The 25,820-nt window shown below is 39.3% G+C and carries 26 protein-coding genes and 2 riboswitches; of the genes, 21 read left to right on the top strand and 5 right to left on the bottom strand.

The window, feature by feature from the left end:
• The first annotated feature begins 80 nt into the window (after positions 1-80).
• From AC4NPH_RS04485 to AC4NPH_RS04470, 4 genes are all read left to right on the top strand, one after another.
• A complete protein-coding gene (locus AC4NPH_RS04485) occupies positions 81-1,463 on the top strand; it encodes an aspartate kinase (protein ID WP_098196424.1) in 1,383 nt (460 codons plus the stop codon).
• A 116-nt stretch (positions 1,464-1,579) separates the two neighbouring features.
• A complete protein-coding gene (locus AC4NPH_RS04480) occupies positions 1,580-2,065 on the top strand; it encodes a YusW family protein (RefSeq protein WP_098196425.1) in 486 nt (161 codons plus the stop codon).
• Positions 2,066-2,253: 188 nt separating this feature from the next.
• Positions 2,254-2,844, top strand: a complete 591-nt coding sequence (locus tag AC4NPH_RS04475; protein WP_098196426.1) for a superoxide dismutase family protein — start codon at positions 2,254-2,256, stop codon at positions 2,842-2,844.
• Positions 2,845-2,959: 115 nt separating this feature from the next.
• Positions 2,960-4,447: an FAD-dependent oxidoreductase gene (locus AC4NPH_RS04470; protein WP_098314904.1), complete on the top strand. Its 1,488-nt coding sequence runs from the start codon at positions 2,960-2,962 to the stop codon at positions 4,445-4,447.
• Between the two features lie 73 nt (positions 4,448-4,520).
• On the opposite strand, the gene AC4NPH_RS04465 is transcribed toward AC4NPH_RS04470, so the two are convergent.
• Entirely contained in the window at positions 4,521-5,753 is a 1,233-nt protein-coding gene (locus tag AC4NPH_RS04465; RefSeq protein ID WP_013056841.1) for a helix-turn-helix domain-containing protein, read from the bottom strand.
• 308 nt (positions 5,754-6,061) lie between these two features.
• Between AC4NPH_RS04465 and AC4NPH_RS04460 the strand changes: the two genes are divergently transcribed.
• The 3 genes from AC4NPH_RS04460 to AC4NPH_RS04450 are packed head-to-tail and all read left to right on the top strand — an operon-like array spanning position 6,062 to position 8,570.
• Positions 6,062-6,841, top strand: a complete 780-nt coding sequence (locus AC4NPH_RS04460; RefSeq protein ID WP_098196427.1) for an SDR family NAD(P)-dependent oxidoreductase — start codon at positions 6,062-6,064, stop codon at positions 6,839-6,841.
• Between the two features lie 12 nt (positions 6,842-6,853).
• Positions 6,854-7,156, top strand: a complete 303-nt coding sequence (locus AC4NPH_RS04455) for an ArsR/SmtB family transcription factor (RefSeq protein ID WP_013056843.1) — start codon at positions 6,854-6,856, stop codon at positions 7,154-7,156.
• Positions 7,157-7,169: 13 nt separating this feature from the next.
• Positions 7,170-8,570, top strand: a complete 1,401-nt coding sequence (locus tag AC4NPH_RS04450; RefSeq protein WP_013056844.1) for an aldehyde dehydrogenase — start codon at positions 7,170-7,172, stop codon at positions 8,568-8,570.
• A gap of 28 nt (positions 8,571-8,598) precedes the next feature.
• On the opposite strand, the gene tenA is transcribed toward AC4NPH_RS04450, so the two are convergent.
• Complete coding sequence (gene tenA, locus AC4NPH_RS04445; protein ID WP_013056845.1) at positions 8,599-9,288, bottom strand: thiaminase II; 690 nt, start codon at positions 9,286-9,288, stop codon at positions 8,599-8,601.
• 95 nt (positions 9,289-9,383) lie between these two features.
• Positions 9,384-9,482: riboswitch (TPP riboswitch) on the bottom strand.
• A gap of 226 nt (positions 9,483-9,708) precedes the next feature.
• On the opposite strand from tenA, the gene AC4NPH_RS04440 reads away from it, so the two are divergent.
• The 4 genes from AC4NPH_RS04440 (at position 9,709) to AC4NPH_RS04425 (ending at position 12,744) form a co-directional block, all read left to right on the top strand.
• A complete protein-coding gene (locus AC4NPH_RS04440; protein WP_013056846.1) occupies positions 9,709-10,455 on the top strand; it encodes a TspO/MBR family protein in 747 nt (248 codons plus the stop codon).
• A 303-nt stretch (positions 10,456-10,758) separates the two neighbouring features.
• Positions 10,759-10,941 (top strand): hypothetical protein, encoded by a 183-nt coding sequence (locus tag AC4NPH_RS04435; protein WP_013056847.1) that lies wholly within the window; start codon positions 10,759-10,761, stop codon positions 10,939-10,941.
• A 175-nt stretch (positions 10,942-11,116) separates the two neighbouring features.
• Positions 11,117-12,451 (top strand): sodium-dependent transporter, encoded by a 1,335-nt coding sequence (locus tag AC4NPH_RS04430; protein ID WP_013056848.1) that lies wholly within the window; start codon positions 11,117-11,119, stop codon positions 12,449-12,451.
• A gap of 113 nt (positions 12,452-12,564) precedes the next feature.
• Positions 12,565-12,744, top strand: a complete 180-nt coding sequence (locus tag AC4NPH_RS04425; RefSeq protein ID WP_055991262.1) for a hypothetical protein — start codon at positions 12,565-12,567, stop codon at positions 12,742-12,744.
• Positions 12,745-12,777: 33 nt separating this feature from the next.
• Here the strand turns inward: AC4NPH_RS04425 and AC4NPH_RS04420 are convergent, their stop codons facing one another.
• On the bottom strand, positions 12,778-13,353 hold the full coding sequence (locus AC4NPH_RS04420) for a cell wall hydrolase (RefSeq protein ID WP_013056849.1): 576 nt from the start codon (positions 13,351-13,353) through the stop codon (positions 12,778-12,780).
• Between the two features lie 250 nt (positions 13,354-13,603).
• Here AC4NPH_RS04420 and AC4NPH_RS04415 point away from each other — a divergent pair, with 250 nt between their 5' ends.
• The 5 genes from AC4NPH_RS04415 to AC4NPH_RS04395 all read left to right on the top strand — a co-directional run bounded on the left by AC4NPH_RS04415 (position 13,604) and on the right by AC4NPH_RS04395 (position 18,495).
• Positions 13,604-14,635 carry a LacI family DNA-binding transcriptional regulator gene (locus AC4NPH_RS04415; RefSeq protein ID WP_029321510.1) on the top strand — a complete coding sequence of 344 codons (1,032 nt, stop codon included), beginning with the start codon at positions 13,604-13,606 and terminating at the stop codon, positions 14,633-14,635.
• A gap of 89 nt (positions 14,636-14,724) precedes the next feature.
• Complete coding sequence (locus AC4NPH_RS04410) at positions 14,725-15,450, top strand: ThuA domain-containing protein (protein WP_013056851.1); 726 nt, start codon at positions 14,725-14,727, stop codon at positions 15,448-15,450.
• A gap of 32 nt (positions 15,451-15,482) precedes the next feature.
• Entirely contained in the window at positions 15,483-16,508 is a 1,026-nt protein-coding gene (locus AC4NPH_RS04405) for a Gfo/Idh/MocA family protein (protein WP_013056852.1), read from the top strand.
• 12 nt (positions 16,509-16,520) lie between these two features.
• On the top strand, positions 16,521-17,525 hold the full coding sequence (locus tag AC4NPH_RS04400; RefSeq protein ID WP_013056853.1) for a Gfo/Idh/MocA family protein: 1,005 nt from the start codon (positions 16,521-16,523) through the stop codon (positions 17,523-17,525).
• A 1-nt stretch (position 17,526) separates the two neighbouring features.
• A complete protein-coding gene (locus AC4NPH_RS04395) occupies positions 17,527-18,495 on the top strand; it encodes a sugar phosphate isomerase/epimerase family protein (protein ID WP_098196428.1) in 969 nt (322 codons plus the stop codon).
• 68 nt (positions 18,496-18,563) lie between these two features.
• On the opposite strand, the gene AC4NPH_RS04390 is transcribed toward AC4NPH_RS04395, so the two are convergent.
• Positions 18,564-19,172, bottom strand: a complete 609-nt coding sequence (locus AC4NPH_RS04390; protein ID WP_013056855.1) for a DNA-3-methyladenine glycosylase — start codon at positions 19,170-19,172, stop codon at positions 18,564-18,566.
• Positions 19,173-19,634: 462 nt separating this feature from the next.
• Between AC4NPH_RS04390 and AC4NPH_RS04385 the strand changes: the two genes are divergently transcribed.
• A complete protein-coding gene (locus AC4NPH_RS04385) occupies positions 19,635-21,134 on the top strand; it encodes a UDP-N-acetylmuramoyl-L-alanyl-D-glutamate--2,6-diaminopimelate ligase (protein ID WP_013056857.1) in 1,500 nt (499 codons plus the stop codon).
• A 101-nt stretch (positions 21,135-21,235) separates the two neighbouring features.
• Here AC4NPH_RS04385 and AC4NPH_RS04380 read toward each other — a convergent pair whose 3' ends face one another.
• Positions 21,236-21,742 carry a hypothetical protein gene (locus tag AC4NPH_RS04380; protein WP_098196429.1) on the bottom strand — a complete coding sequence of 169 codons (507 nt, stop codon included), beginning with the start codon at positions 21,740-21,742 and terminating at the stop codon, positions 21,236-21,238.
• A 173-nt stretch (positions 21,743-21,915) separates the two neighbouring features.
• Here AC4NPH_RS04380 and AC4NPH_RS04375 point away from each other — a divergent pair, with 173 nt between their 5' ends.
• The 4 genes from AC4NPH_RS04375 (at position 21,916) to thiM (ending at position 25,814) form a co-directional block, all read left to right on the top strand.
• A complete protein-coding gene (locus tag AC4NPH_RS04375) occupies positions 21,916-22,377 on the top strand; it encodes a GNAT family N-acetyltransferase (RefSeq protein ID WP_371399890.1) in 462 nt (153 codons plus the stop codon).
• Positions 22,378-22,717: 340 nt separating this feature from the next.
• Complete coding sequence (locus tag AC4NPH_RS04370) at positions 22,718-23,317, top strand: TetR/AcrR family transcriptional regulator (RefSeq protein ID WP_013056860.1); 600 nt, start codon at positions 22,718-22,720, stop codon at positions 23,315-23,317.
• Between the two features lie 96 nt (positions 23,318-23,413).
• Positions 23,414-24,631, top strand: a complete 1,218-nt coding sequence (locus AC4NPH_RS04365; RefSeq protein ID WP_013056861.1) for an MFS transporter — start codon at positions 23,414-23,416, stop codon at positions 24,629-24,631.
• Between the two features lie 192 nt (positions 24,632-24,823).
• A riboswitch (TPP riboswitch) is annotated at positions 24,824-24,932 on the top strand.
• 75 nt (positions 24,933-25,007) lie between these two features.
• A complete protein-coding gene (gene thiM, locus AC4NPH_RS04360; RefSeq protein ID WP_013056862.1) occupies positions 25,008-25,814 on the top strand; it encodes a hydroxyethylthiazole kinase in 807 nt (268 codons plus the stop codon).
• Positions 25,815-25,820 lie beyond the last annotated feature (6 nt).

Raw genomic sequence — 25,820 nt, 5'->3', positions numbered from 1 at the left:
TAGATAGATAAGCTTTTCTACTTGATAAAATATGGTACAATAATCGAATATTAAAAACAAAGTAAGGAAGTGTCTCAAACATGAAGGTTGCGAAGTTTGGCGGGAGTTCAGTTGCAAGCGCAGAGAAATTTAAACAGGTTGCGCATATTGTAACGTCTGATAAAGAGAGAAAGCTGGTGGTTGTATCAGCTCCGGGCAAGCGATACGGAGAAGATACAAAAATGACAGATTTGCTAATCGCACTTTCTGCCAAAATACAGCTTGGAGAAGATTACGTCGATGAGTTTGGGCAAGTAATTGATCGCTATCGTGAAATCGTTGTGGACTTGTCTATCCCAGAAACGATTATTACTGACATTATTACGAATTTACAATCACTTATTGATTTACATAAAAACGATCCATTTCGCTTATTAGACTGTCTAAAAGCAAGTGGAGAAGATAATAACGCAAAGGTAATGGCTGCTTATTTAAACCATTTAGGGTTTGAAGCTCATTATGTAAATCCAAAAGAAGCAGGTATTTTTGTTTCTGATGAACCCGGAAGAGCAAGAGTGCTTCCACTGTCTTATGAAAAATTGCCGAAGCTAAGAGAGCGTTCGGGTATTCTAGTGATTCCAGGATTCTTTGGCTACTCCGAAGAAGGGAACATGGTTACGTTCTCGCGCGGTGGTTCAGATATCACAGGCTCAATTGTAGCAGCGGGAGTAAAAGCTGATTTGTATGAAAACTTTACCGACGTAGATGCTATTTATAGCGTAGATCCAAGACTTGTGGAAAAGCCTCATGAAATGAAAGAGGTAACATACAGAGAAATGCGTGAACTATCCTATGCAGGTTTTTCTGTCTTCCATGATGAAGCGCTAGAGCCGGTTTATAAACTAGGCATTCCTGTATGTGTAAAGAATACAAATAATCCTGAAGCAAAGGGTACATTAATTGTAGCTGAGCGTCCTCACGGAGATACGCCGGTGGTTGGAATCGCTGGGGACAAAGGTTTTTGCAACATTCACGTGAGCAAATACTTATTAAACCGTGAAATTGGTTTTGGCAGAAGATTGCTTGAAATTTTAGAGGATGAAGGTATTTCATACGAACATACCCCTTCAGGAATTGATAATATCTCTGTCATCATGCGCGAGCATCAGCTTACGCCAGATGTGGAAAAGCGTGTATTTGCTCGAATTGAAAAAGAACTTGAAGTGGATGAAATCTTTATTGAACGTGATCTTGCTATGGTTATGGTAGTAGGAGAAGGAATGAATAGCACAGTAGGAATTGCTGCAAAAGCTACAGAAGCTTTTGCTCGTGCTGAAGTGAATCTTGAAATGATCAACCAAGGTTCTTCTGAGGTGAGCATGATGTTTGGTGTGAAAGCAGATGCTTTAGACCGTGCTGTTCAAGCTCTTTACAATACGTATTTTAACAGCATGTACAGTATTTCTTATTTGAATATAAAATAAACAAGACGAAAAACCCCGCTTTCTTTTTAGAGAGCGGGGTTTTCTAGTGAAGGCGTATAAAAATCAAATTTGTGGACATAAAGGGAAGGAAGAGTGAAGTCAAAGGAGGAAATACAGTGAAGAAACGACCCTTTTTCATATTCTTTTCCCTTATAGGTATTAGCGTACTTTCAGCATGCCACAATGATGATGCAGCACCGGCAAAAGAAGCTCAAAATAAACAAGGTGTGACGAATGGCGGAACGCCGATGAGCTATGATAATCAAAGCGAAAACACATCTTTTAACTTTTCAAAATTTGATTTAGAAGTAGACTATAAGGGGCTCAACAATGATTATGAAGCCGACTACGAAAATGAAAATGATGAGATAGAAGCCAAAGTGGATGATAATATTAACGATGAGCACTTGAACGGAGACAAAGCTTTTAATAAATTATCTTCAAAATTTAAAAATTTAAATTTTGATCAGCGCACCCCCGATGAAGATGTAAAAAAGGAAGTAATCGATGCGTTTGGCCTAAAAAAAGATTTTCAGTCGTTTGAATTAGAAGTTCGTTTTTCAAACGGAACGGAAAAAGAATACAACTTTAAACAAAAGTAAGACGTTAAAGCAAAATATTTTAGTTGAAGGAAAATCCGAACGATGAATTGAGGTTCTTCATTAAGAATCCAACTCGTTCGGATTTTTTCATTGGTAAGGTGAACGTATGTCTCAATCTTATTTTTGATGTCTAAAAAAAGGAAAATAGTGAAAGGATGGTGATAAATAAGAAAAAGGAGGAATCACGGATGCAAAAGTTAATAATGAACGGATGTGTAGTCTTTGTTCTGTTATTGTTAGGAGCATGCAGCATGGTAAAAGAGCAAAATAACGCTCATGAAAACCACTTGAAAACAGAGGAAGCGAAAGAAACAAGCGAAGTATCGGTAGAACCTGTTAAAGTGGATTTAACGAATACATCGGGCAAAAAACTAGGAGAGGCTACCCTGTCAGAAGCAAAGAACGGCGTGCAAATTAAATTAACTGCTCAAGGTCTTTCACCGGGAAGACATGGATTTCATATTCATGAAATAGGAAAATGTGAGGTGCCGGATTTTAAAACAGCGGGTGCCCATTTTAATCCTTTTAAACGTGAACACGGTTTTAAAAATACAAAAGGCCCGCATGCAGGTGATTTGCCCAATCTAGAAGTTGCTCCAAATGGCAAAGTAGATACAGAAATTTTTGCTTCTCTTGTCACGCTGCAAGAAGGAAAGCCGAATTCTCTTTTGGATATGGATGGATCGGCATTAGTGATACATGATAAAGTCGACGATTACACAACGGATCCTTCAGGAAACTCAGGAGATCGGATTGTTTGTGGAGTGATTACAAAATAAGCCAAAAAGCTGTGAAATCATTCACGGCTTTTTTATTTCAGTAACGAGCCGCTTCTAAATTGTGGTGAGCTTCTTTTTTTTGCACAATAGAAGAAAGAGCAAAGAAGGTGAAAACATGCATAAGCAAGTTGTCGTAATAGGCGGAGGAGTAGGTGGGTTAACAGCGGGAGCGCTTTTAGCTAAACATGACTATGAAGTGACGGTTTTAGAAGCTTCTCGAGAATGGGGAGGCTGTGCAGGGAAATTTCAGCGCCATTTGTATACGTTTCCTGTTGGAGCGACGCTTGGAATGGGATTTGAGCACGGAGGGATACATGAGCGAATCGGCATGTACCTTGGCCTAGAAATTGAAAAGGTTTCTCTTGAGAAAATCATGAAAGTTCATCTTCCTCATCGTACACTGATTTATTATCAAGACTGGTATCAGCATATTTCCTATCTTCAAAAACAATTTCCTCATAAAGCAAAAAATATTAGGAGCTTTTATGAAAATGTTTTTAGAATTGCAAAAGAAATTCGCAAGCTTATGCAGTCTCTGCCGGTTCTTCCTCCTCTGACAGTCGGTGAGTGGAGCAGGCTGGTAAGTTCGTTGAATTTTGGTTCTTTGAAGCTGTTGCCTTATTTTCATCAATCGTTTAGTTATTTACTAAAAAAACACAGCTTGTTAGACGAAGCGGACTTTCTTCATTTTGTTGATGGTCAATTAATAGACAGCATGCAGACAACGAGTGAGAACTGTTCAATGCTTATTGGATGTTTAGCGTTGGATATTTATCACGAAGGAGCTTTTTATGTGAATGGCGGCTTATACAAAGTCGCAGAAGCGCTGCAAAAATCGATTAAAGCCAACGGAGGAAAAACGACTCTAGGAAGGAAAGTAGTAAAGATAGAGCGTGATAATGACGGGTGGATCGTGCATGATCATAGAGGTAACCGTTACCGTGCATCAGACGTTGTATGCAACGCCCCGGTTCAAAGCTTAAAGTCTTTGCTGCATGATGAAGATTACCAACATATTCATAAGCGGGCAAAAGAAAAAAGCGAGCTTCCGCAGTGGGGAACGTTTTCGATGTATTTTGCCATTGATGAAAGAGATCTGCCGCAAAAGGTAGAGTTGTTTCAGCAAGTACTTCAATCCGAACAAGGGGAAATGACAGAAGGAAATCATTTATTTATCTCAGTCTCTCATCCTGATGATCGTTTTCGAGCGCCTGAAGGCAAGCGTACAATTACAGCATCTACTCACATTGATCTTAGCAAGTGGAGTAACAAAGAAGCCTATGACCTTCAAAAACAAGTTCTTGAGAAAAAAATGGTAGCAGGCATTAAAACCATTATTCCTAGCATTGAAAAAGCAGAGCATCAAATTTCGGGAGCTCCTAAAGCATGGGAAAGGTTCACTTCTCGCCCAAACGGCGGAGTGGGAGGCTTTCCGCAAACGTTAGATCATGCCTTGTTCAACAGCATTTCGCATCGATCTGGCTTACAAGGACTGTGGTTATGCGGAGATACAGTGTTTCCAGGAGCGGGAACTATAGGCGTATCGGTAAGCGGCTATCATGTGTTTCAAAGTATAACGTCTCACCGCCATACGTTACCTTAACATTTCTTACATACAAACTACTATTGTTCATACCATTAAAAACACCGGCCCCATTACCATAGGGCCGGTGTTTTCAGGAGAGAAACAGCTTCCACCACTTCCGTTTTCGCTTCATATCAGCAGCGGCGGTTTGTCTAAAGGTTTGGACGAAATCACTAAACATCTCTTCGCGTTCAGCTACGCTTTGACGATGAAGCTTACGTTCTTTCTCCATTTCTTTTAAATAATAGACTCGTTCCTCATTCATTGAATCAATTAAATCACGAAGCTCTTCTGTCGTATTAGTTGAAGAATTATTTAATTTTTCAACCATAAATTTTACTTGATTCATCGCAACGGTGGAGTTGCTTGAGAATCGGTCTAATAAATACTGCATTTCTTTAGAGGATTCATCCGCATTCTCCATGACATCTTTCATGAACAGGCGCATATCCTCGGTTTTCTCTTCAGCGATTGTTGAATAATCTTCAATCAAAGAAGTGACTTCATCAAACGATTTTTCGTTAGAACGGATAATTTTTTTAGACATATTTTCTACATCTCTTGCGCTGCGTTCTGAAGACTCAGAAATGTATGCCCCGACCGACTCCACCATTTCTACAGTTTGGGTAGCACTTTTTTCAAGCTCTCTTTTTACTTCTCCGACAATTTCTTCGCGAACTTCATTTCGCATACCTTCTCGCATTTCTTTTAACAAATCAGCTTTAAATGTATCAAGTACCTCAAACACATCTTCATAGCGGCGAACAGCTTCTACTAATTCCCCTTGAAGCAGTTCTTTTTCATTCACAACAAGGTCGTTTGGTTTTGGCTCTTCAATAGAAGCAGAAATAGCCTGCTTTTCTTCTTCAGTAGCTAATCGTGCTTCAGGTATAGGAGGGGTCTTCTCTTGCTTATTTTCTGAAATGCTTTCCTGCTTTTCAGCAGCTTTTTTCTTTTCTTGCTTTATTTGTTTGTTGGAATGTTCTTGAAAATCAATGACGTTTTCTTTTTTAGAAGTTTTCAACTTTGCTGGTTCCTCTTCTTTTGAAACCGCTGCCTCTGATTCCATCACTAAATGCTCCTGTTCTTCTTGTTCCTTTATCAGCAGCTGAACATATTCTTTGACTTCATCTAACGTACATTGTTCATCAAACAGCTGTTTAATATCATTAAATAATTCAATCTGTTCCTCTGTATAGACACGAGCCCCATCTACTCGTTCAATTGTTAAATAGCTGCCCAATAATTTTTCCCATTGTTTTAGCGTTTTCTTTTCTACCTCTAATTGATCACTTACTTTTTTAATTGTATATGTCTCCATCATTTTTCATTTCCTCCCTTATCTATTTTCATCCAACTATGTAATGGATTATTTGTTGTATGTTGTATTCACCATATCTTCACTTGTTTTCCTGCTAGGTGACAAAGGTTGTCAAAACTAGACGACATTAGCCTTCTATGTAAAGAAAACGCATATTTTGTAAAAAAATGTACAGAAATGCGCAAATGGCAAAAATGGAAAACATAAAAGAAAAGGAGAGTATAGAAAACAGTTGACGGGAAAAAATGAATCCTATAAGATAAGTTTAAATGTTTAAGTTCTTGAACATATAAACATAAGGAGTGAACACTATGTCACAGCATTATGCGCTCATCACCGGTGCGTCGGGAGGAATAGGTAAAGAGTTAGCTTATCAATTCGCAAAGGAAGGGCATCCTGTAATTTTAGTTGCCAGAAGCGCTGATAAACTAACAGCGATTGGAGAGAATTTAAAATCTACTTATAATATTGAAGTGATAACGGTTGTTAAGGATTTATCAAGAGAAGAAGAGATACAGTCATTATATGAAGAACTTAAAAATAAAAAAATGCACGTTGATTATTTAGTGAACAATGCTGGTTTTGGACTATACGGCAAATTTATTGAAACAGCTTTAGATGAAGAGTTAAACATGATTGATTTAAATATTCGAGCATTAACTCATTTAACAAAATTATTTTTACCGGATATGGTCAAAAGAAATCGCGGAAAAATTTTAAACATTGCATCTGTTGCTGCATTTATGCCAGGTCCGCTTATGACGGTATATTACGCAACGAAAGCGTACGTGTTATCTTTCACAGAGGCCCTTGAAAATGAATTAAAAGGTACCAATGTAACGGTAAGTGCTCTATGCCCGGGTCCAACTAAAACTGGTTTTAGCGACCGAGCCCAGCTAAGCAACTCCAAGCTTTTTCAAAGCGGTGCAATGGATGTAGAAACAGTAACGAAAGTTGGCTATAAAAAATTTATGAAAGGGCAGACGGTTATCGTACCAGGAGTACAGTTTCGTCTTGCTACGTTCATCCCGCGCTTCGTGCCAAGAAAGTGGCTTACATCCGTTGTCCGAAGAACACAAGAAATTAAATAAAGGAGAATATATATGAGTGAAAAAGCAGTCGAGTTATTTCGTGCCAGCATTCCTGTTTTTCAGGCTCTAAGTGATTCAGCAAGACAAGATATTATTTTGCTGCTCGCCGAAAAAGAGCCTTTAACCGTTAATGAAATTGCAAACGAGTCTACTCTATCACGACCGGCAATTTCTCATCATTTAAAAATTTTACGCGATCAAAAGCTTGTGCAAATTGAGCAAAAAGGGACGCAGAGATATTATTCACTAGCTTTAAGTGAGGCAGTTGAGCTATTAAAAAGCTTGCTTGCTACAGTTGAAGCCGAATGTTTATAGGGAGATGAAAGAGATGAACCACGAGCGATTTTATATCACAGATGAAACGGTCATTGAACATATTGTCTCTACACAAAAGCAGTATTTCTATGCGCAAAAGACAAAGAGTATCAACAGCCGTATTCAAGCGCTGAATAAGCTAAGAGACGCAGTCAAACAAAACGAGCAGAGAATTATGGATGCTTTAAAACAAGATTTAAATAAATCTGAAGTAGAGGCCTACACGTCGGAAATTGGGATTTTACTAGAGGAAATTCGATTTACGCTTAAACATTTAGCAAAATGGATGAAGCCTAAAAAAGTAAAAACCGCTTTAACACATGTGGGCTCTAAAGGGAAAATTGTTCCTGAACCGTATGGAGTCGCGTTAATTATTGCTCCGTGGAACTATCCGTTTCAATTAGCACTGTCTCCTTTAGTAGGAGCGATTGCCGCTGGAAACACGGCGATTATAAAACCTTCTGAATTAACGCCTAGCGTATCTCGCGTTATACAAGAATTACTAGCTGAAGCTTTTGACCCAGCATTTGTGACGGTGGTTGAAGGGGCTGTAGACACTACAAGTCTGCTTTTAAAACAGCCCGTTGATTATATTTTCTTTACGGGAAGTGTAAATGTAGGGAAAATTATTATGCAAGAAGCAGGGAAGCAGCTTATTCCCGTCACGCTTGAGCTAGGCGGAAAAAGTCCGTGCATTGTACATGAAGACGCAAACCTAGATCTTGCAGCGAAGCGAATTATGTTTGGTAAAGGGATGAATGCAGGCCAAACGTGCGTTGCTCCTGATTATTTGCTCGTGCATAAAAAGGTAAAAGCGCAGCTTGTAGAGAAACTTCGCGAAGCGATTTCTCAATTTTACGGTAGTAATCCGCTTGAAAGCGACCGCTATGGCCGTATTGTCAGTGAGCGCCATTTTACTCGGCTAGTTGAGTTTTTAAAAGACGGAAATGCTATAGTTGGAGGCGGGTACAATAAAAACACGCTAACAATAGAACCTACGGTGTTAAGTGAAGTAAGCTGGACCTCAGATGTCATGCAAGAAGAAATCTTTGGGCCTATTCTTCCTATGATTGAATATGAAACACTAGACGAAGTCATTCATAAAGTTCAAGAAAAAGCTAAGCCGTTAGCTCTTTACTTATTTACAGAAAGTGAAGATGTGCAAAACGCCATAACGGAGCGTCTTTCATTTGGAGGAGGCTGTATAAACGATACGCTTATGCATATCGCTACGCCATATTTACCGTTTGGCGGAGTGGGAGAAAGCGGCACGGGTCAATATCATGGAAAAGACAGCTTTCAGACATTTACTCATTTTAAAAGCATGCTGTCTCAAACAACCAAGTTTGATTTGTCATTCCGCTATCCTTCGGAAAAACAAAGCTTGAAAATGATCAAAAAATTACTGAAATAAAAGAGCCTCCTGATAGGAGGCTTTTTCGTTATTTTGAAAGTGAAAGCTGAGAAAGCGGCCATTTTTCTTGGGTATATGCCATTTCCCAAAATAAATACTCGAGTTCACAGCTTTTGATGAAGTGATCTTTCATACGGTTACGTTCTTCTTCAGTCGCTTGTTCGGCGAGTTCATCGAGCTTGTTACAAAACCATTGTGTTGTGCCATTCATTTCTTCATTATTATAAAACTGAATCCATTCATAAAAAGGATGAGAAGGAGATGGATTTACTTGTTCTGTAATGCGCTGCCCAATTTCAACGTACGTCCATGGACATGGAAGAAGCACTGCAATGATTTCTGCTAAGCTGCCTGTATGCGCAACGCTTGTCATATGGTTAATGTAGTGGCTGGCCGTCGGTGAAAGCGTCTCAGTGTGAAGGTCTTCATAACGTACGCCTGCTACTTCACAAAAATTATTGTGAGGGTGTACTTCACTATGTAATACCGTAGAAATGCCGGCATTAAAGGCTTCCATTTCGGTACGCGTGCGGCATTTCGTTAAAGCAGCGCCGTAAATGCGAACAAATGCTGTTAAGTATTCGTAATCTTGAGAAACGTAGTGAATAAGCGCTTCTTTTGGCACGTTTCCTTCAGCAATTCCTTTAATAAAAGGATGGTTAAAAATGGCTTCGTAAATATAGTTTGCTTCTTGTCTTAATTGAGATGAAAATGACATCAAAATCCTCCTTTAATATGAGGAAGTCACAAACAAGCACATAAAGGAAATAAAAAACACTCCGTTTATAAACGGAGTGGCAAAGGACAGTAAAAAACTGAACATTGCCACTTTCCTACGCTGGTATGAGCCAGATCAGGTTCAAAGGGATCAAGAAAACTTGTCTCAGCCGGTGGGCACCCCTAGTGGACTTCCTATTAATCTATGTTTAACTTACCATATATTCTGAAAAATAGAAAGCGTTATGGGAAATTGTGTGCTAACCGCTTTTCTTTCTTAAAGAGGAAATTTCTTAAAGCTATTTTTAATCATTTTTGTTTAAAAATGCATATTTTTAGGGAAGAAGAGGTATTAATGAAGGGAAGAGCCGTTTTCGTCTCCGAAACACTCCCATATAAATAGAAGAAAGGAGAGAACAAAATGGCGAAATTTCGTTTGTATGCTGTATTAAATACAGTAGGCTTGGCTATTACACTGCTTGTGAATTATTTAGCAAATGCCATTCCAATAGGAGGCAAAACAACGGGAGAAGCTTCTGCGCAAGTTCCTACGTTGTTTACACCAGCGGGTTATGCCTTTGCTATCTGGGGCGTTATTTATTTATTATTAACCATTTGGGTTATACGCCAATTTTTTGCAAGAGAAGATCAAAAGGAAATATATGCACGTATCGGCATTTGGTTTTTTCTAAACTGTTTGTTAAATAGTGCGTGGATCTTTATTTTCCAAAACGATTACTATAAGTTATCTCTTTTAGTTATGCTCTTTATTCTAGGCACATTAATGATTGTATATTCCATTATTCAGCATTCTCGGATGACGACATGGTTTATGCGTCTGCCGATTTCGCTTTATCTTGGATGGATTTCTGTTGCGACTATTGTCAATGTGTTTGTCGTATTTCAAGCAAATGGAATACAGCATTTGCTTGGCCTGAGCGAGTTAGCATGGACGATTATTATGCTGCTGGTAGGAGCTGCGCTGGGCATTATGTTTACATTAAAAAACCGAGACGCTGTTTATCCGCTTGTTTTTATTTGGGCTTATATTGCCATTGCAGTGAAGCAAAGTGGAAATCAGCCAATTGTCATTACTGTCATCATTTCAGTTGTTTTATTAGCAATTGCCATTATTGTGGGATTGATTAAACGCTATAGACGTTTTTAAAAAGAAGCTCTAGCTTTTGTAAGCTAGAGCTTTTTATGATGCTCTTTTGATTGTAAAAAAGCAGCTGTAAAAGCAATTAAGCTAATTAAAATACCAAAAGGAACAACAATTGGTACGAATGATAAAATAAATGTCATAAGTGTAACCTCCATGTTGCATCGGTGCATAATGAAAAATTCAACTTTTTTAAATTGAAGTTCCGCTATTATAGTATGCTAGGCTTTATGTTTGGAGCCTATATGTTTAGAAATAAACGAAAAAGGCAACATACGTTACATACAGGTTGTATTAGGAGGAGTTAAAATGGAAACATATTTAGTCGCTTACACAGATAAAGATGATATGGAATATAAACAAGTGACGTGCGAGAGTTATGAAGATGCAGAGCGTACGGTCCTTCGTTTAGAGAGAGAAGGGCATATGCATATTGAAGAAATTTCAAATCAAGAAGCCTACCGGGGAGATGAATCATCGTACAGAGAATAAATTTTGAATAGAAACACCAACCTTAAAATGAAGAAGCAGCTGCTTCTTCATTTTTCTATTCTATATAGATATCGTTTTATAGAAAAAAGTAAAACGGGAATGATTTTCTTCTGCATTTATGGTACAGTACTAATCAGGTGAGTTTTGAGTTTAGAAGAGGAGAGAGTAACATTATATGAGTAAAGGAAATCAGTGGTCTTCACGCCTCGGTTTTATTTTAGCATCTGCTGGGGCAGCAATTGGTCTAGGAGCGATATGGAAGTTTCCATACGTAACGGGAACCAGTGGCGGTGGAGCGTTTTTTGCGTTGTTTATTTTATTTACGATTTTTATTGGATTGCCGCTTCTGTTGGCAGAATTTATCATTGGAAGACATACGGGAAAAGAAGCGATTAGTGCTTATAAGGCAATTGCTCCAAAATCCGCTTGGGTATGGATTGGCAGGCTGGGAGTACTAAGCTGTGTCGTTTTGCTTTCCTTTTACAGCGTCGTTGGCGGCTGGGTGATTTTATATACGATTATGAGCGTAACCGGTATGCTAAGCGGAAAAGAGTACGGCCCGTTGTTCAATGCCGTCATTAGCCAGCCTTATGTAGTATTAGGTGCGCAGGCGCTGTTTTTATTAATTACAGTGTTTGTTATTTCAAAAGGCGTACAAAAAGGAATAGAGCGTGCTAATAAATACATGATGCCGCTGTTATTTATTTGTTTTATCATTATCGTGGTGCGTTCTTTAACATTAGACGGAGCAATGGACGGAGTAAAGTTCTTTTTGAAACCAGATTTTTCAGCCATTACAGGGTCATCTGTTCTCTATGCGCTCGGTCAGTCGTTTTTCTCGCTTTGCGTGGGATTATCCTGCATGGTGACATATAGCTCTTATTTAGGGAAAAAAGTAAGCTTGACGCGTTCAGCTGGCACTATTGCTATTTTGAACTTGTTTGTTTCGCTGCTGGCGGGCTTGGCTATTTTTCCAGCCGTTTTTTCATTTGGATTAAAGCCAACTGAAGGACCTGGACTTTTGTTTGTGGTCTTGCCAACAGTATTTGAGAAAATGCCGTTTGGTACCGTCTTTTTAGCACTGTTTTTAATTTTATTTCTATTCGCTACGCTTACCTCTGCTTTCTCACTGCTGGAAATTATCGTAGCTGCTTTAACCAAAGACGATCAGACAAAACGAACTCGCTACGCTTCTTTATCAGGGATTCTTGTGTTTGTGGTAGGTATCCCATCAGCGCTTTCGTTTGGTGTACTAAAACATGTCTCACTTTTTGGCAGAAGTATATTTGACGTAGCTGACTTTTTTGTGAGCAACTTAATGCTGCCTCTTGGAAGTTTAGCCATTGCGATTTTTGTGACATTTAAAATGAAAAAAGAAGCCGTGTATGAAGAGTTTATTTCAGGAAGTACAAAAGGCGCTAAATTATTCAATGCATGGTTCTTTCTAGTTAAATACGTATTGCCTATTATAATTATAGTTGTTCTATTAAGCTTACTTGTTGCATATTAAATAGGCTGAGACAAAAAATATGTTAGTTGAAGAAAGCTCCGAACGATGAATCGTTCGGAGCTTTTTATTGTGATAGTGAAGGTAAGTTTAATCGATTTAATTGCTTCTAGCTGTTGATTGGAGCGCAAGACCAAGACTCCTGCGGGAAAAGCGGAACAGGTGAGACCCCGCAGGAGCGTAAGCAACGAGGAGGCTCACCGGCCGCCCGCGGAAAGCGAAGACTTGCACGGAAATCAACAGCGGTGTCACAAGCAATCCATACGAGCTCCTTTACGCCATTTGTTCGCCTTTAGATTGGAGCAATTTTTTATGTCTCAATCTTTTGTTTATTTTGCAAAAACGTGATTTCCGATCGTAATCGTAACCTGTTTTTGACGAAGCCATTGGTCGCTTGTTTTATCTGGATTAAAGAAGAATAACGAACCTTTTCCTTGACCTCTAAAAGCTAGTGCTTCATTTACAGCTTTTTTTGCGTCAGCATCCGCTGCTTTATTAATTTCACCGTTTTGTACAGGTGTAAACTGTGTACCTTGATAAATGACATCATGAATAGAGTTTGGGAAAGAATCGCTATCCACGCGGTTTAAAACGACTGTTGCTACAGCCACTTTGCCAGCGTAAGGTTCGCCTTTTGCTTCAGCTTGTACAAGGCGAGCTAACAATTCTTTATCACTTTCGCTAATAGAGTTAGGGATTGTTAATGTTTCATTTGCATTAATAGAGTCGGTAGATTTGTGATTCGCTTCTTTTAACTGTTTAACCGTAACGCCGTATTCAGCGCCAATCTTGTAAAGAGTCTCTCCGGCTTTTACGCGATGGGTTGTTTCAGCGGCATTTGCCCCGTGACTCATGCCGAACATAGGAACTGCTAGTGCTCCAATAATTGCTAGTTTCTTAAACATAAAGTAAGTACCTCCTGAAATCCTTTTGAGCGCCCCTTTTATCACGGATCGGTGCGTGCTGTGCACCGAACTTTATATGTACGTTTCAAAGATTAACAGGTGTCAATACATCTTGTCACTGCTTAAAACATACCAATCTAGGAAGATATTATAATAGTTAACAGATAATTTGAAAAATACGTTGACTGATAATAAAGGAGTGAATTATAATGAACGAGTAAATAGTTAACCGTTTAACTGGAGAGATTTTATGGGAGAAAAGATAACGATTCGTGATGTAGCAAAGCATGCAGGGGTGTCTGCAGCTTCAGTATCTTACGTCTTAAACGGAATTAACAAAGTATCCGATGAAACAAAAGAGCGAATTTTAACAGCGGTAAAAGAATTAAACTACGAACCAAATTTAACCGCCGTTAGTCTTTCGAAACAAAAGTCAAATATGATTGGCGTTATGTTCCCGCTTACAGATGATTCACTTTCTACTATATTTAAAGATAACCATTATTACAGTGAAATGATTAGTGGAATTGAATATGTAATCCGTAAGCATGGTTATGATCTAGTCATATCTGGAGCGAGTAGCCCAGCTGATTGCCTAAAATGGATTCGAACGAGAAATATTGATGGTCTTCTGTTTTTAGGAGCCTTCCCGCATCGATTGTATGAGAAAATGAAAGCGTTATCGAATCCGATTGTGCTAGTAGATACATACGAAAGGTACGAACGCGATTATCATCATATTTCTGTAGACGATGAGTATGGAGGATATCTAGCTACAACACATTTAGTGAATTTGGGTCACAAAGAAATTGCCTTTGTTGCTCATCACCTCGTCAATAGTCCAGTGGATAAAAAGAGGTATATAGGCTACGAGAAAGCATTAAAAGAAGCGGGCATTACACCATCAAAGACGTTTGTTTTTGAAGTGAACGAAAGTTCGTTTGATAACGGTTACAATTTAGGGAACAAGCTGCTGCAAGATCATAAGGATATTCGGGCGGTTTTTGCATCCTCTGATACGCTGGCGCTTGGAATTATGAAAGCACTGCAAGAAAAGGGGAAAAAAATTCCGCAGGACTACTCAATCGTAGGGTTCGATGACATAACGTTTAGTAGCTATGCATCTCCAAGTCTAACAACCATTCGTCAAGATGTATTTAACAAAGGAGTCGTCGCCGCGACGTCTGTTATTCAAGCAATTGAACACCGTTTCAGCACGCTGCAGCATGTGAAATTATCGGTTGAACTTATTATTCGAGATTCGACTGCTAAGCGCGGGTGAATCAGAGTAAGTTAACCGGTTAACCAAAGTTTAGCATTTATGAAAAAAGGGGATATAAGTTAGCATTCACAAAAAAAGGGGATATGAAAATGATTAATGTTACAGTATGGAATGAAAATCGTCATGAACAGAAAAATCCGGTTGTAAGAGAAATTTACCCTGAAGGCATTCACGGTGCCATCGCTTCTTTTTTAGAAGAAGGAGGGTTTCGTACACACACCGCAACATTAGACGAAGTAGAACACGGGTTGACTGAAGAAGTATTAAATCAAACGGATGTTTTAGTATGGTGGGGTCATTTAGCACATGACGAAGTGAAAGATGACATCGTTGAGAAAGTAAAGCAGCGCGTGCTAGACGGTATGGGGCTTATTGTCTTACACTCAGGTCACTTTTCTAAAATTTTTAAAACGTTAATGGGCACAAGCTGCGACTTAAAATGGCGTGAAGCAGATGAAAAAGAGCGCTTGTGGGTAGTAGAACCGAGTCATCCGATTGTGGAAGGTATTGGTGAATTTATCGAGCTTGAGCGCGAAGAAATGTATGGAGAGCACTTTGATATTCCAGCACCTGATGAACTGATTTTCACGAGCTGGTTTGAAGGCGGAGAAATTTTCAGAAGCGGCTGCACGTACAAACGCGGAAACGGAAAAGTATTTTATTTCAGACCTGGACATGAAACATATCCAACATACCATAACAAAGACATTCAGCGTGTCATTATGAATGCTATTAAATGGGCGAAGCCAGCAGAGAGAAAACGTCCTGTTTACGGCAATGCGCAACCGCTTGAATCAATCGCTGTTAAAAACTAATTAATAATGCTTAAGCAAAGGGGATAGGAAAGATGGAAAAAGTAAAAATTGGCGTTATTGGGTGCGGAAGCATTGCGCAACACCGTCACTTACCAGAATATAAGATGAATGAACAAGTAGAATTAGTAGCCGTTTGCGATATAAACACAGAACGTGCAAACAGCGTAGCGCAGCAGTACGGTGTAAAAGCTTACACAAACTACGAAGAACTTTTAGCAAGCGGTACAGTGGAAGCAGTGAGCGTATGTACGCCCAATTATCTTCATGCGCCTATTTCGGTGGCAGCGTTAAACAGCGGAGTTCATGTCCTGTGTGAAAAGCCGATGGCAACATCAGAAGAAGAAGCGAAAGCAATGATTGAAGCAGCAAAAACAAACGGTAAAAAACTAATGATCGGACATAATCAGCGCTTTGTAGCTTCTCATCAAAAAGCTCGTGAACTTATTGGAAAAGGGGAAATCGGTAAAATTTACAGTTTCCGTACGGCTTTTGGCCACGGTGGTCCTGAAGGTTGGAGCGTGGACGGAAAAGACAGCTGGTTCTTTAAAAAAGACGAAGCGTTTATTGGTGCTATGGGGGATTTAGGCGTTCATAAAACCGATATGCTCCGCTACATATTAAATGAAGAAATTGTAGAAGTCGGTGCATTTGTAGAAAGCAATGCAAAAGACTTTGCAAATGTAGACGACAATGCTGTGTGCGTATTAAAAACGGAAAGCGGGATTATCGGTACGCTTGCGGCAAGCTGGGCTTACAATGGAAAAGAAGACAACTCCACGATTGTTTACGGCGAGAAAGGGATTCTTCGTTTAGAGGACGATCCGACGTATTCATTAGTTGCCCAATATGCAACAGGTGAAGTGGTGAACTATGAGTTAGGAAAAATCCAGTCGAACGATGAAGGCGGACAAAGTAATTCTCACGTCATTGAACAATTTGTAGATGCAGTTGCAGAAGATAAAGAATCTCCTGTTCCTGGTGAAGAAGGATTAAAATCACTTGCTGTTATTTTAGCAGCTTTAAAATCAAGTCAAACGAAACAAATTACGCGCGTGTAAGAGGTGAAAAACGTGAGAATTGGCATAATCGGAGCAGGAGGGATTGCTGTAAGCAGGCATATCCCAGCATTCAAACAACTGGGTGATGAATGTGTGATTTGGGGGCTTAGCGATATTAATAGTGAAAGAGCCACAGAGGTAGCCAATGAGCATAATATCCCTCACGTATTTGTTGATTACAAAGATATGTTTAAAGAAGTGGACGCTGTATGTATTTGTACACCGAATAAATTTCACGCCGAGTTTGCAGTAGAAGCGCTAAAAGCAGGCGTTCACGTCCTATGTGAAAAGCCAATGGCGATGTCTAAAGAGCAAGGTGAAGAAATGCTTGCTGCTGCTAGAGAATCAGGTAAGCAGTTAGCGATTGCGTATCATTACCGATTCATGAAAGAAGCGCAGGCTGCGAAAAAAATGATGACAGAGGTAGGGCGCCCATTAGTTGCACGTGTCAGAGCAATGCGTCGCCGAAAGGTTCCCGGTTGGGGGGTATTTACGAACAAAGATCTTCAAGGAGGAGGCAGCTTAATTGATTACGGCTGCCATTTGCTTGATTTAACGCTTTGGCTGATGGGAAACCCAAAGCATACTGAAGTGCTGGGAAGTACATATAATGACCTGAGTAAAACGCCTAACCAATTAAATCAATGGGGAGCATTTGATCATGAAACATTCAGCGTGGATGATCATGTAACGGCCTATATTAAATTTGAAAATGGAGCGTCGCTTCTTTTAGAAACTTCTTGGGCAGCTAATATCGAAGATGATGAAGAGCACGTAAGCATATCAGGGGTAGAGGGCGGTTTAAGTGTGTTTCCGTTTGAACTATACACGTCTAAAAACGGTATGCTCATGAACAGTACGTCACCTTGGATAGATGGAGAAGATGATTACAGCCTAAGTCAGGCTAAAAATTTCGTTGAAGCGTGTAAAGGAAATGCTGAATTAGTGGTAAAGCCACAAGAAGCGCTTCAAGTCTCAGCTATTATTGACGAAATATATCGCACAGGGGGAAATTAAAATGAAACTTGGAGTATTCACGGTCTTATTTGCGGATCTTTCTTTTGAAGAGATGTTAGATAAAGTAAAAGCAGCAGGTCTTCATGCTGTTGAAATCGGAACGGGCGGCTATCCGGGAAACAGCCATTGTCCGCTAGATGAGCTGCTTGAAGATAAAGAAAAAAGAGAAGCCTATATGAAGCAGATAAAAGACCGCGGACTTACAATCAGCGCATTTAGCTGCCACGGCAATCCTATTTCACCTGAGGCAAGTTTTGCAAAAGTATCTGACGAAACGCTTCGCAAGACCATCCAACTAGCATCATTAGTAGATGTTCCAGTGGTGAACTGTTTCTCTGGAACAGCAGGAGATCACGAAGAAGCCAAGTACCCAAACTGGCCTGTTACTCCTTGGCCTAACGAGTATGGAGACGTATTGAATTGGCAATGGGAAAATAAGCTTGTTCCTTATTGGAAAGAAATTGGAGAACTAGCCGAGGAGCATAATGTGAAAATTGGTTTAGAACTTCACGGCGGATTTTTAGTTCATACTCCGTATACGCTCCTAAAGCTTCGCGAAAAAACAAGTCCAGCGATTGGCGCTAACCTTGATCCAAGTCATTTATGGTGGCAAGGAATTGATCCGGTAGGAGCTATTAAAATTTTAGCAAAAGAAAATGCGATTCATCATTTCCATGCAAAGGATACGTACTTGGACCAGGATAATATTAACATGTATGGCCTGACGGATATGCAGCCATACGGAGAAGTCCAAACGCGTGCATGGACGTTTAGATCCGTAGGGTGCGGACATGATGTAAAAGAGTGGTCTGATATGATGAGTGCACTTCGCACATACGGATACGATTATGTAGTCAGCATTGAGCACGAAGATCCAATCATGTCGATTGAAGAAGGATTTAAACGCGCGGTTACAAACTTACAAAGTGTATTAATTGAAGAAACTCCCTCACAAATGTGGTGGGCGTAAGCAAAAAGAAGCATCTCTAAAAAGAGGTGCTTCTTTTATTTTCGTTAGTAAATCAATTCGCCTTTGGTTCACCTGAATTTCGATACAAAAGGGTGATTGGCAACCCAAAAGCGCCAAGGGTAATCCTTCGCTTCACCAGAATTATCAATGCCAACGCGAGGTCCGGCGGAAATCTCTGAAGGAGTGAAGCCACGAGCAATATAAAGAGGAGGGCTGGTTAAATCATGACCGTACAAATCCATTGAAACCCCTAGTGCTTTTGTTAGTTTCCCAGGACCGTTTGTCCAATTTATTTCATTTTCCATTCCTCGACGTCTATTTTTCATCAAATTTTTTCCGCTAAATGGCTCAATAGCTCGAATGAGGACGCCTTCTGGACAATCGATGTCGCTGCTTACAACATTGAGTAAACAATGTGTATGCATTGTATGCGTATAGGCATGACCAGGAGGACCGAACATTACCTCCGTTCTTTTTGTGCGCCGGTTATTAAAGCTATGAGCTGCTCGGTCGAAAGGCCCTTTATAAGCCTCTGTTTCTACAATAAAACCAGATGCAGTTCCTTCTGCCGTTTCGTGAACAAGAAGACATCCTAACAGCGACTGAGCTAATTCAAGTGTAGGCTGTTGGTAAAATAAAAGAGGAAGTGGTTCAATCGCTAAAAGAGAACGCGTCATTTGCTGTAGTCCATCCTTTCAAAACAGAGTCATTCACGCTGTTATGCGCATCTTTTATTATGATGTTTTCTTTGTTATTTTGCAAAGGGAGGCACTGATTAATACAGTAATCTTTCTTATCCCACGTTCAAGTATTTATCATGATTCAACTCACTCTATGAAATTATTTTATTTTAAAGAATGGTTTCGTTTTGCACGTATAGGGGGAATATTTTACTACAATACTTCGCTTTTGCTGCTGGTATGATATACACAGTTCATCCATATTTTACATGCTTTTAGTTTTAAAAAATAGTGATCCGTCTTTTCTTTATTTTCGTTCTACACATGAAAGCAAAATAAAAAGATTGAATTGTAGAAAGTTCTTTATAAATGGAAATAAAGAAAAAATATCCTTCAAAGAGTATTTAAGGGATTTTAGAACATATTAAAAATAAAATTTATACACTGTGAGGAATAGCTATGAACATCCACTTTGATACATTAATGAACTTATCAATTAAACATATTTTTGGGCCTGCATCTCAAACGATCAACCATCTGACATATCATTCAAAGCAGGTTCACGACGGATCAGTATTTTTTAGTATAAAAGGTGAAAATGAAGATGGACATCAATATATCAAAGAAGCTATAACTAGAGGAGCCGTAGCAGTCTTTGGGACAAGCATTGAGGAGCTGCGTCTTTTGAGTACTCAGTATTCTCACTGTACGTTTTTAGCTGTTGATGACGTTCGCAAAGTAATGGCGTCTTTTTCTAAAATGTATTTTGATTATACGGATGAAAAAATTGAGACAATTGGCGTTACAGGTACAAATGGTAAAACAACCGTAGCAGCTTACGTAAGGTCGCTTTTAACTCTTTTAAAATTGCCGACAGGATCGATTGGAACGACCGGCATTTGGTCATCAAAGAAGAAGTTAGTTTATAAAAAAAGTACGCCTACAACACCTGAATCGGTAGACTTACATAAAATTTTTTATGATTTGTATACAAGAGGCGATGAAGCGGCAGTGATGGAAGTATCTTCAATTGCGATTGATCAGCAGCGAGTAGAAGATATTTATTTTGATGTAGCCATTCACACAAATCTTTCAGAAGAGCACTTAGAGTATCATAAAACGTTTGAGCACTATAAAAAATGCAAGATGAAATTATTTCAGCAGGCAAAACATGCCGTTATTAATATAGATGATCAGGACATGGGGAAAGACTTGAGCAGGCTATTTGAAGGACCTAAAGTCACGTATAGCTTATTAAATAATGCGGAGGCAACTCTGCAAGCAAAAAACATTACTGTCAAAGAAGGGGGCTCTTTCTTTGATTTACTGTATAAAGGACAGTCATACAAAGTAGCAGTGCCTGTATATGGCGATTACAACATTGCTAACGTGCTAGCGGCCATTGGTACAGCTCTTCATTTTGAATACCACATTGAGGATATTATTAGCGTGCTTCCTCAATTGGAAAGTCCAGAAGGGCGCTTTCAAGTGGTAGAAGGTCCCAATAACCAAAAAGTGATTTTAGACTATGCCCATACGCCTGTTGCCCTTACGCGTCTAGTAGAAGAAGTAAAAAAGATGGAGTATAACCAGCTAATTGTCATGATTGCAGGAATCGGCATTCGAGATTTTAATAAAATGCCTAAAATGGCGCGTGTCATTGAAGGAAAAGCGGATGAAATTATCGTAACGGTTGATCATCCAGGTCATCATGACCCGAACGTAATTGTAGATCAAGTGATGACGGGTTTTTCAAATCCGAGCGCAAGTAATATTCACCGCGCCCCTACTCGAACAGAAGGAGTATTAAAGTCGCTTTCTTTAGGAAAGCCGAATGATATTATCTTACTTACAAGCGGCTGTATTAACGGCGCTCAGCTTGTAAAAGGAAACGAAATTCCGCATTCCGATGAAGAAATTATTGCTTCTTATTATGCATCGTTAAGCAATATTTCCTAATACTCTTCTTCATTTATCTATCGAACGAACGTGTAGAAATTGAAACAGCATACGAAAGAAGGTCTCTTACTATTTTTAGAGACCTTCTTTTTGCATCAAAACTATAGGCTGTTTTCTCGCTGTGTTTTTGGTTCTTCAATTTTTACATCATGTTCTTTAGCCAGCTTTTTAATAGCTGCATTGTAATCGCGTATGCCTTTTCGTGCTTCATCAAGCATAGCGTTTGCCTCAGCAATAAGGTTGCGGTCCTGCTTTTCTAAAGCGCTGACAATTTTAATGAAAGCATTATACTGGATATTGGCAGCCTTTATATAACTTTCATGAATCTTTCGAAGATCGTCGGTTTCTACATCGATGTTTTCCAGTTCGTCAACAAATTTACGATAGGTAGGAATGACTTCACTCGTCATCGTATCATACATCACTGCGTCACTTGTGTAGTTAGCGCCTGTAACAGAATCGTATGCGTCAATCGCTTCTTTTTCAAGCTGAGCCGCTTTTTTTAAATCTTGATTGTTATAGTCGATTAAATCATCTTGAACAGGATCACTAAAGCAGGCGGATAATAAAAACAAAAGAGGAATAAGACAAAATAAAACCTTCTTCAATGAATTTCACCTCCGTTTAACAATGTATGAAACATCTGCTTGGCAAAGTCGGTTTTAATAACTGGAGAAAAAGAAGGGAGTGTATAAAAGGATTTTTAAAGGTCGACAGTGAATTTATTCATAAGTCGGTTTGTAGTTGACCACCCCTTAGTAGCAGGAAGGAAGAGAAAATGATTAAAATAAAAAGAGACCACTTAATGAACAATGAAGTTATTGAACTGGTAAGTTCTCACCTTCAAGGAATGAACTTACATTCACCCCCTGAAAGTATTCATGCTCTAAATATTGAAAACTTAAAGCAACGTGGTATTACGTTTTGGAGCGTGTGGGAAGACAGTCAGCTAGCAGGGTGCGGGGCTTTAAAAGAGTTAGATGAGCATCACGGAGAAATTAAATCGATGCGAACAGCTACCGCCCATTTGCGGAAAGGAATCGCTAAAGAGCTGCTGCAGTACATAATAAACGAAGCACAAAAACGAGGGTACCGACGCTTAAGCTTAGAAACAGGATCCGCGTCTGCTTTTGAACCGGCTAGAAAGCTGTACGCCAGTTTTGGATTTTACGAGTGCGAACCGTTTTCTACCTACAAAGAAGATCCATACAGTGTATTTATGACAAAGAAATTGAATGATTAAAAGAGGATGGGACAAAAGTATTTTAGTTGAAGGAAAATCCGAAAGAGGAATCGAGATTCTTGATGGAGAATCCAACTCGTTCGGATTTTTTCATGGTAATCGACAGCGGTGTAACAAATGATTCATACCTGATCATTTATCCCGTTTGTGTGTCTTTAGATTGAATTGATTTAGTTATGTCTTAACCTCTTTGTTTTTTGTTTTGTCATAATTCATATAAAAAGGTATAAACTAGGTTTTCTTACTAGACAAAAAGGTTTTTCCTAAGTAGTATAGGTATCAGATAATATAAAACGAATGTTCAGTATAAATAATAAATGTGCGGGGCGGTGGAAATAGCTTGAATAAAAAAAAGCTTCAAAGTGAACAAACCAAAAGAAAAGTGGCAGATGCCGCTAAAGCATTGTTTTCTCAAAAAGGCTATAAAGCTACATCTATTGAGGAAATTGTAGAGGCTACGGGAAGCAGTAAAGGGAATATTTATTATCACTTTAAAAGTAAAGAAGGGCTTTTTCTCTATTTAATAGACGAATGGGATCTCGAGTGGGAACGAAACTGGAAAGAAAGAGAGTCTCTTTACAAAACAACAAGAGATAAGCTTTTTGGAATTGCGGAGCAAATCATTTTAGATGATTTAAATCATCCTCTTACGAAAGCCGCCGATGAGTTTTTTAACAACGAGGAAAAGGGCAGCGACATCGAAGAGCGAATTGATGAGATGGTGAAACGACACGTGGAGTTTAACCGGGAACTTTTGCAAAAAGGCATTGATGAAGGAGAGTTTTCTCCTAAAAATGCAGAACAGCTTGCAGTGATTTTAGAAGGGCTGTTTGTTGGAATGAGCCGTATGTCTCGAAAAACGAACACGGAAAATGCCCTGCAGCTTTACCATTCAGCAATCGATGTATTTTTAAACGGAATTATAGCAAGGTCTTCTTAAATAATCGGGGATGCTTATTGCGGTAATGAGTAATCCCTCATTATTTTGTATTTTTATAGACCGAACGTTCAGTATTTTTGTAATCAGGAGGTTTATATGTCATTATTGTTAAGAAATCGAGCGGCGATTTTGCTGCTCATGCTAAATATTTTTATTATTTTTACAGGAATCGGTCTCGTTATTCCAATTATGCCAACATATATGACGGAGCTTCATATCAACGGCAGCGTGATGGGGCTTTTAGTAGCGGTGTTTTCACTAACTCAATTTCTGTTTTCACCTTTAGCGGGTCGGTTATCAGATTCGTTAGGGAGAAAGAAAATTATTGTAGCGGGAATGATTGTTTTTGCCTTATCTGAATGGTTCTTTGGTTCAGTGAGTACACCTCTTTTATTATTTGTATCGAGAATGTTAGGAGGGGTCGGGGCCGCGCTTATTATGCCTGCTGTTATGGCTTATACAGCGGACGTGACGTCTGCTAAAGAACGCGCTAAAGGAATGGGCTATGTGACGGCGGCGATTACAACAGGATTTATTATTGGGCCCGGTATCGGAGGCTTTTTAGCTGAATACGGCATGCGTGTACCATTTTATATGGCCGCAGTAGCAGGAGGCTTGGCTGCAGTGATTACGCTTTTTGTTTTGCCAGAGTCTCGTCCTGTACAAAATCATGCTGTTTCAAACAATGAGAATCCAAAAGAAGATCGGCTGCTACTGCAGCTTATGAATTCCTATAAAGAACCTTATTTTCTAAGTTTAATTATTGTTTTTGTGACATCGTTTGGATTATCCAATTATGAAACGATTTTTTCACTATTTGTTGATCATAAATTTAGCTTTACGCCAAAAGATATTGCGTTTGTTATTACGTTTGGCTCTATTGCGGGGGCTGTAGTGCAGGTTACGATTTTTGGCTGGATTTTAAATAAGTTTGGTGAAAAAAGAGTGATTTCGTTTTGCTTGATGATGACGGGACTTTTTATTTTACTTACGCTATTTGTGCACACGTACTGGCTTATTATTGTTGTGACATTCATCGTCTTTTTAGCAACAGATATTTTACGTCCGGCAATCAGCACGCAAATGTCGATGATGGCGCAAGACGACCAAGGGTATGTAGCCGGACTAAATTCTGCTTATACAAGTCTTGGAAATATTATTGGACCAGTTGTAGCAGGCTTTCTCTTTGATATAAACATTAATTATCCGTACGTATCAGCTGCACTTGTACTGCTGCTTTGTTTTCTTTTATCTTTAAGAGCAGGGAAGGACAGAAAAACAGCTGTGAGAAATCAAGCGGTTCAAGAGAAATAACCATAAGGAAAAAATGATAGAATTCTTAGGGAATAGAAGACCTCTAGTAGCTTACTGGAGGTCTTTTGATTATTCTTTTAGTAAAGGTGTAAGGTTTACAACGCCACTCAGCCTATAGAGAAGCTTTATTTTATCGGCAAAACAGTGAAATGGTTGCAAATAAAAAAGGTTAATAGTAAACTTTAAACGTAACAAGAATAGTATGGGAGCTTGCGCGGGGCAGGCTGAGAGTACAGGGACGCCTGTTGACCATTTGAACCTGTTGGATAATGCCAGCGCAGGGAATGTGAGTACATACCAAAGCACTTTGCGCATGCAAGGTGCTTTTTTGTCTTTTTTTTGCAGTGTTAAAACTAAATGAAAAGAGTGAGAGAATATGGATATTAGTAAAATTTCAGCTCAATTAGAAAAAGTAAGAGATACAAGTCCGCTTGTTCATAATATTACGAATGTTGTGGTAACCAATTTTACTGCAAATGGACTGCTTGCACTAGGAGCTTCACCTGTTATGGCTTATGCGAAGGAAGAAGTGGCTGACATGGCACGAATCGCCGGAGCGCTTGTTTTAAATATGGGTACACTGACGGCTCAAGAAGTAGAAGCGATGAGAATAGCAGGAAAATCAGCAAATGAAAATGGCGTGCCGGTTATTTTCGATCCTGTAGGAGCCGGAGCGACACCGTTTCGTACAGAAGTAGCACGTCAGCTTGTAGAAGAATTAAATATTGCAGTTATTCGTGGTAACGCTGCTGAAGTTGCGAATGTAGTAGGCGAGTCATGGCTCATTAAAGGCGTTGATTCATTAGAAGGGCAAGGAGACGTCATTGAACTTGCTGAGAAAGCAGCGAACAAATTAGATACAGTGATTGTTATCACGGGTAAACAAGATGTAATCACGGATGGAAACACAACGTATACAGTAGACAACGGTCACCCGTTATTTACGAAAGTGACGGGTACTGGCTGTCTGCTGACATCAATTATAGGAGCTTTCGCTGCTGTAGAAAAAGAATATGTCGAGGCAAGCGTTGCTGCTTTAAGTTTTTACGGAGTGGCAGGTGAGATCGCCGCAGCGAAAAAAGGTGAAGAAGGGCCGGGAAGCTTTCAAATTGAGCTGTTAAACCAGCTTCATCTTTTATCTGGGCAGGATATTGAATCATATGCAAGAGTACATCAACGTTAAAAGGAG

The sequence above is a fragment of the Priestia sp. MDV22-iso46 genome (assembly GCF_058629175.1).
Note: the sequence above shows the minus strand (reverse complement) of the source record. Positions and strands in the feature narration are given on the sequence as shown.

What these genes read in the sequence shown, in the direction of transcription:
- AC4NPH_RS04485 (WP_098196424.1), top strand. Translation starts at nt 81, where the DNA reads ATGAAGGTTGCGAAGTTTGGCGGGAGTTCAGTTGCAAGCGCAGAGAAA.
- AC4NPH_RS04475 (WP_098196426.1), top strand. Translation starts at nt 2,254, where the DNA reads ATGCAAAAGTTAATAATGAACGGATGTGTAGTCTTTGTTCTGTTATTG.
- AC4NPH_RS04470 (WP_098314904.1), top strand. Translation starts at nt 2,960, where the DNA reads ATGCATAAGCAAGTTGTCGTAATAGGCGGAGGAGTAGGTGGGTTAACA.
- AC4NPH_RS04465 (WP_013056841.1), bottom strand. Translation starts at nt 5,753, where the DNA reads ATGATGGAGACATATACAATTAAAAAAGTAAGTGATCAATTAGAGGTA.
- AC4NPH_RS04460 (WP_098196427.1), top strand. Translation starts at nt 6,062, where the DNA reads ATGTCACAGCATTATGCGCTCATCACCGGTGCGTCGGGAGGAATAGGT.
- AC4NPH_RS04455 (WP_013056843.1), top strand. Translation starts at nt 6,854, where the DNA reads ATGAGTGAAAAAGCAGTCGAGTTATTTCGTGCCAGCATTCCTGTTTTT.
- AC4NPH_RS04450 (WP_013056844.1), top strand. Translation starts at nt 7,170, where the DNA reads ATGAACCACGAGCGATTTTATATCACAGATGAAACGGTCATTGAACAT.
- tenA (WP_013056845.1), bottom strand. Translation starts at nt 9,288, where the DNA reads ATGTCATTTTCATCTCAATTAAGACAAGAAGCAAACTATATTTACGAA.
- AC4NPH_RS04440 (WP_013056846.1), top strand. Translation starts at nt 9,709, where the DNA reads ATGGCGAAATTTCGTTTGTATGCTGTATTAAATACAGTAGGCTTGGCT.
- AC4NPH_RS04435 (WP_013056847.1), top strand. Translation starts at nt 10,759, where the DNA reads ATGGAAACATATTTAGTCGCTTACACAGATAAAGATGATATGGAATAT.
- AC4NPH_RS04430 (WP_013056848.1), top strand. Translation starts at nt 11,117, where the DNA reads ATGAGTAAAGGAAATCAGTGGTCTTCACGCCTCGGTTTTATTTTAGCA.
- AC4NPH_RS04420 (WP_013056849.1), bottom strand. Translation starts at nt 13,353, where the DNA reads ATGTTTAAGAAACTAGCAATTATTGGAGCACTAGCAGTTCCTATGTTC.
- AC4NPH_RS04415 (WP_029321510.1), top strand. Translation starts at nt 13,604, where the DNA reads ATGGGAGAAAAGATAACGATTCGTGATGTAGCAAAGCATGCAGGGGTG.
- AC4NPH_RS04410 (WP_013056851.1), top strand. Translation starts at nt 14,725, where the DNA reads ATGATTAATGTTACAGTATGGAATGAAAATCGTCATGAACAGAAAAAT.
- AC4NPH_RS04405 (WP_013056852.1), top strand. Translation starts at nt 15,483, where the DNA reads ATGGAAAAAGTAAAAATTGGCGTTATTGGGTGCGGAAGCATTGCGCAA.
- AC4NPH_RS04395 (WP_098196428.1), top strand. Translation starts at nt 17,527, where the DNA reads ATGAAACTTGGAGTATTCACGGTCTTATTTGCGGATCTTTCTTTTGAA.
- AC4NPH_RS04390 (WP_013056855.1), bottom strand. Translation starts at nt 19,172, where the DNA reads ATGACGCGTTCTCTTTTAGCGATTGAACCACTTCCTCTTTTATTTTAC.
- AC4NPH_RS04385 (WP_013056857.1), top strand. Translation starts at nt 19,635, where the DNA reads ATGAACATCCACTTTGATACATTAATGAACTTATCAATTAAACATATT.
- AC4NPH_RS04365 (WP_013056861.1), top strand. Translation starts at nt 23,414, where the DNA reads ATGTCATTATTGTTAAGAAATCGAGCGGCGATTTTGCTGCTCATGCTA.
- thiM (WP_013056862.1), top strand. Translation starts at nt 25,008, where the DNA reads ATGGATATTAGTAAAATTTCAGCTCAATTAGAAAAAGTAAGAGATACA.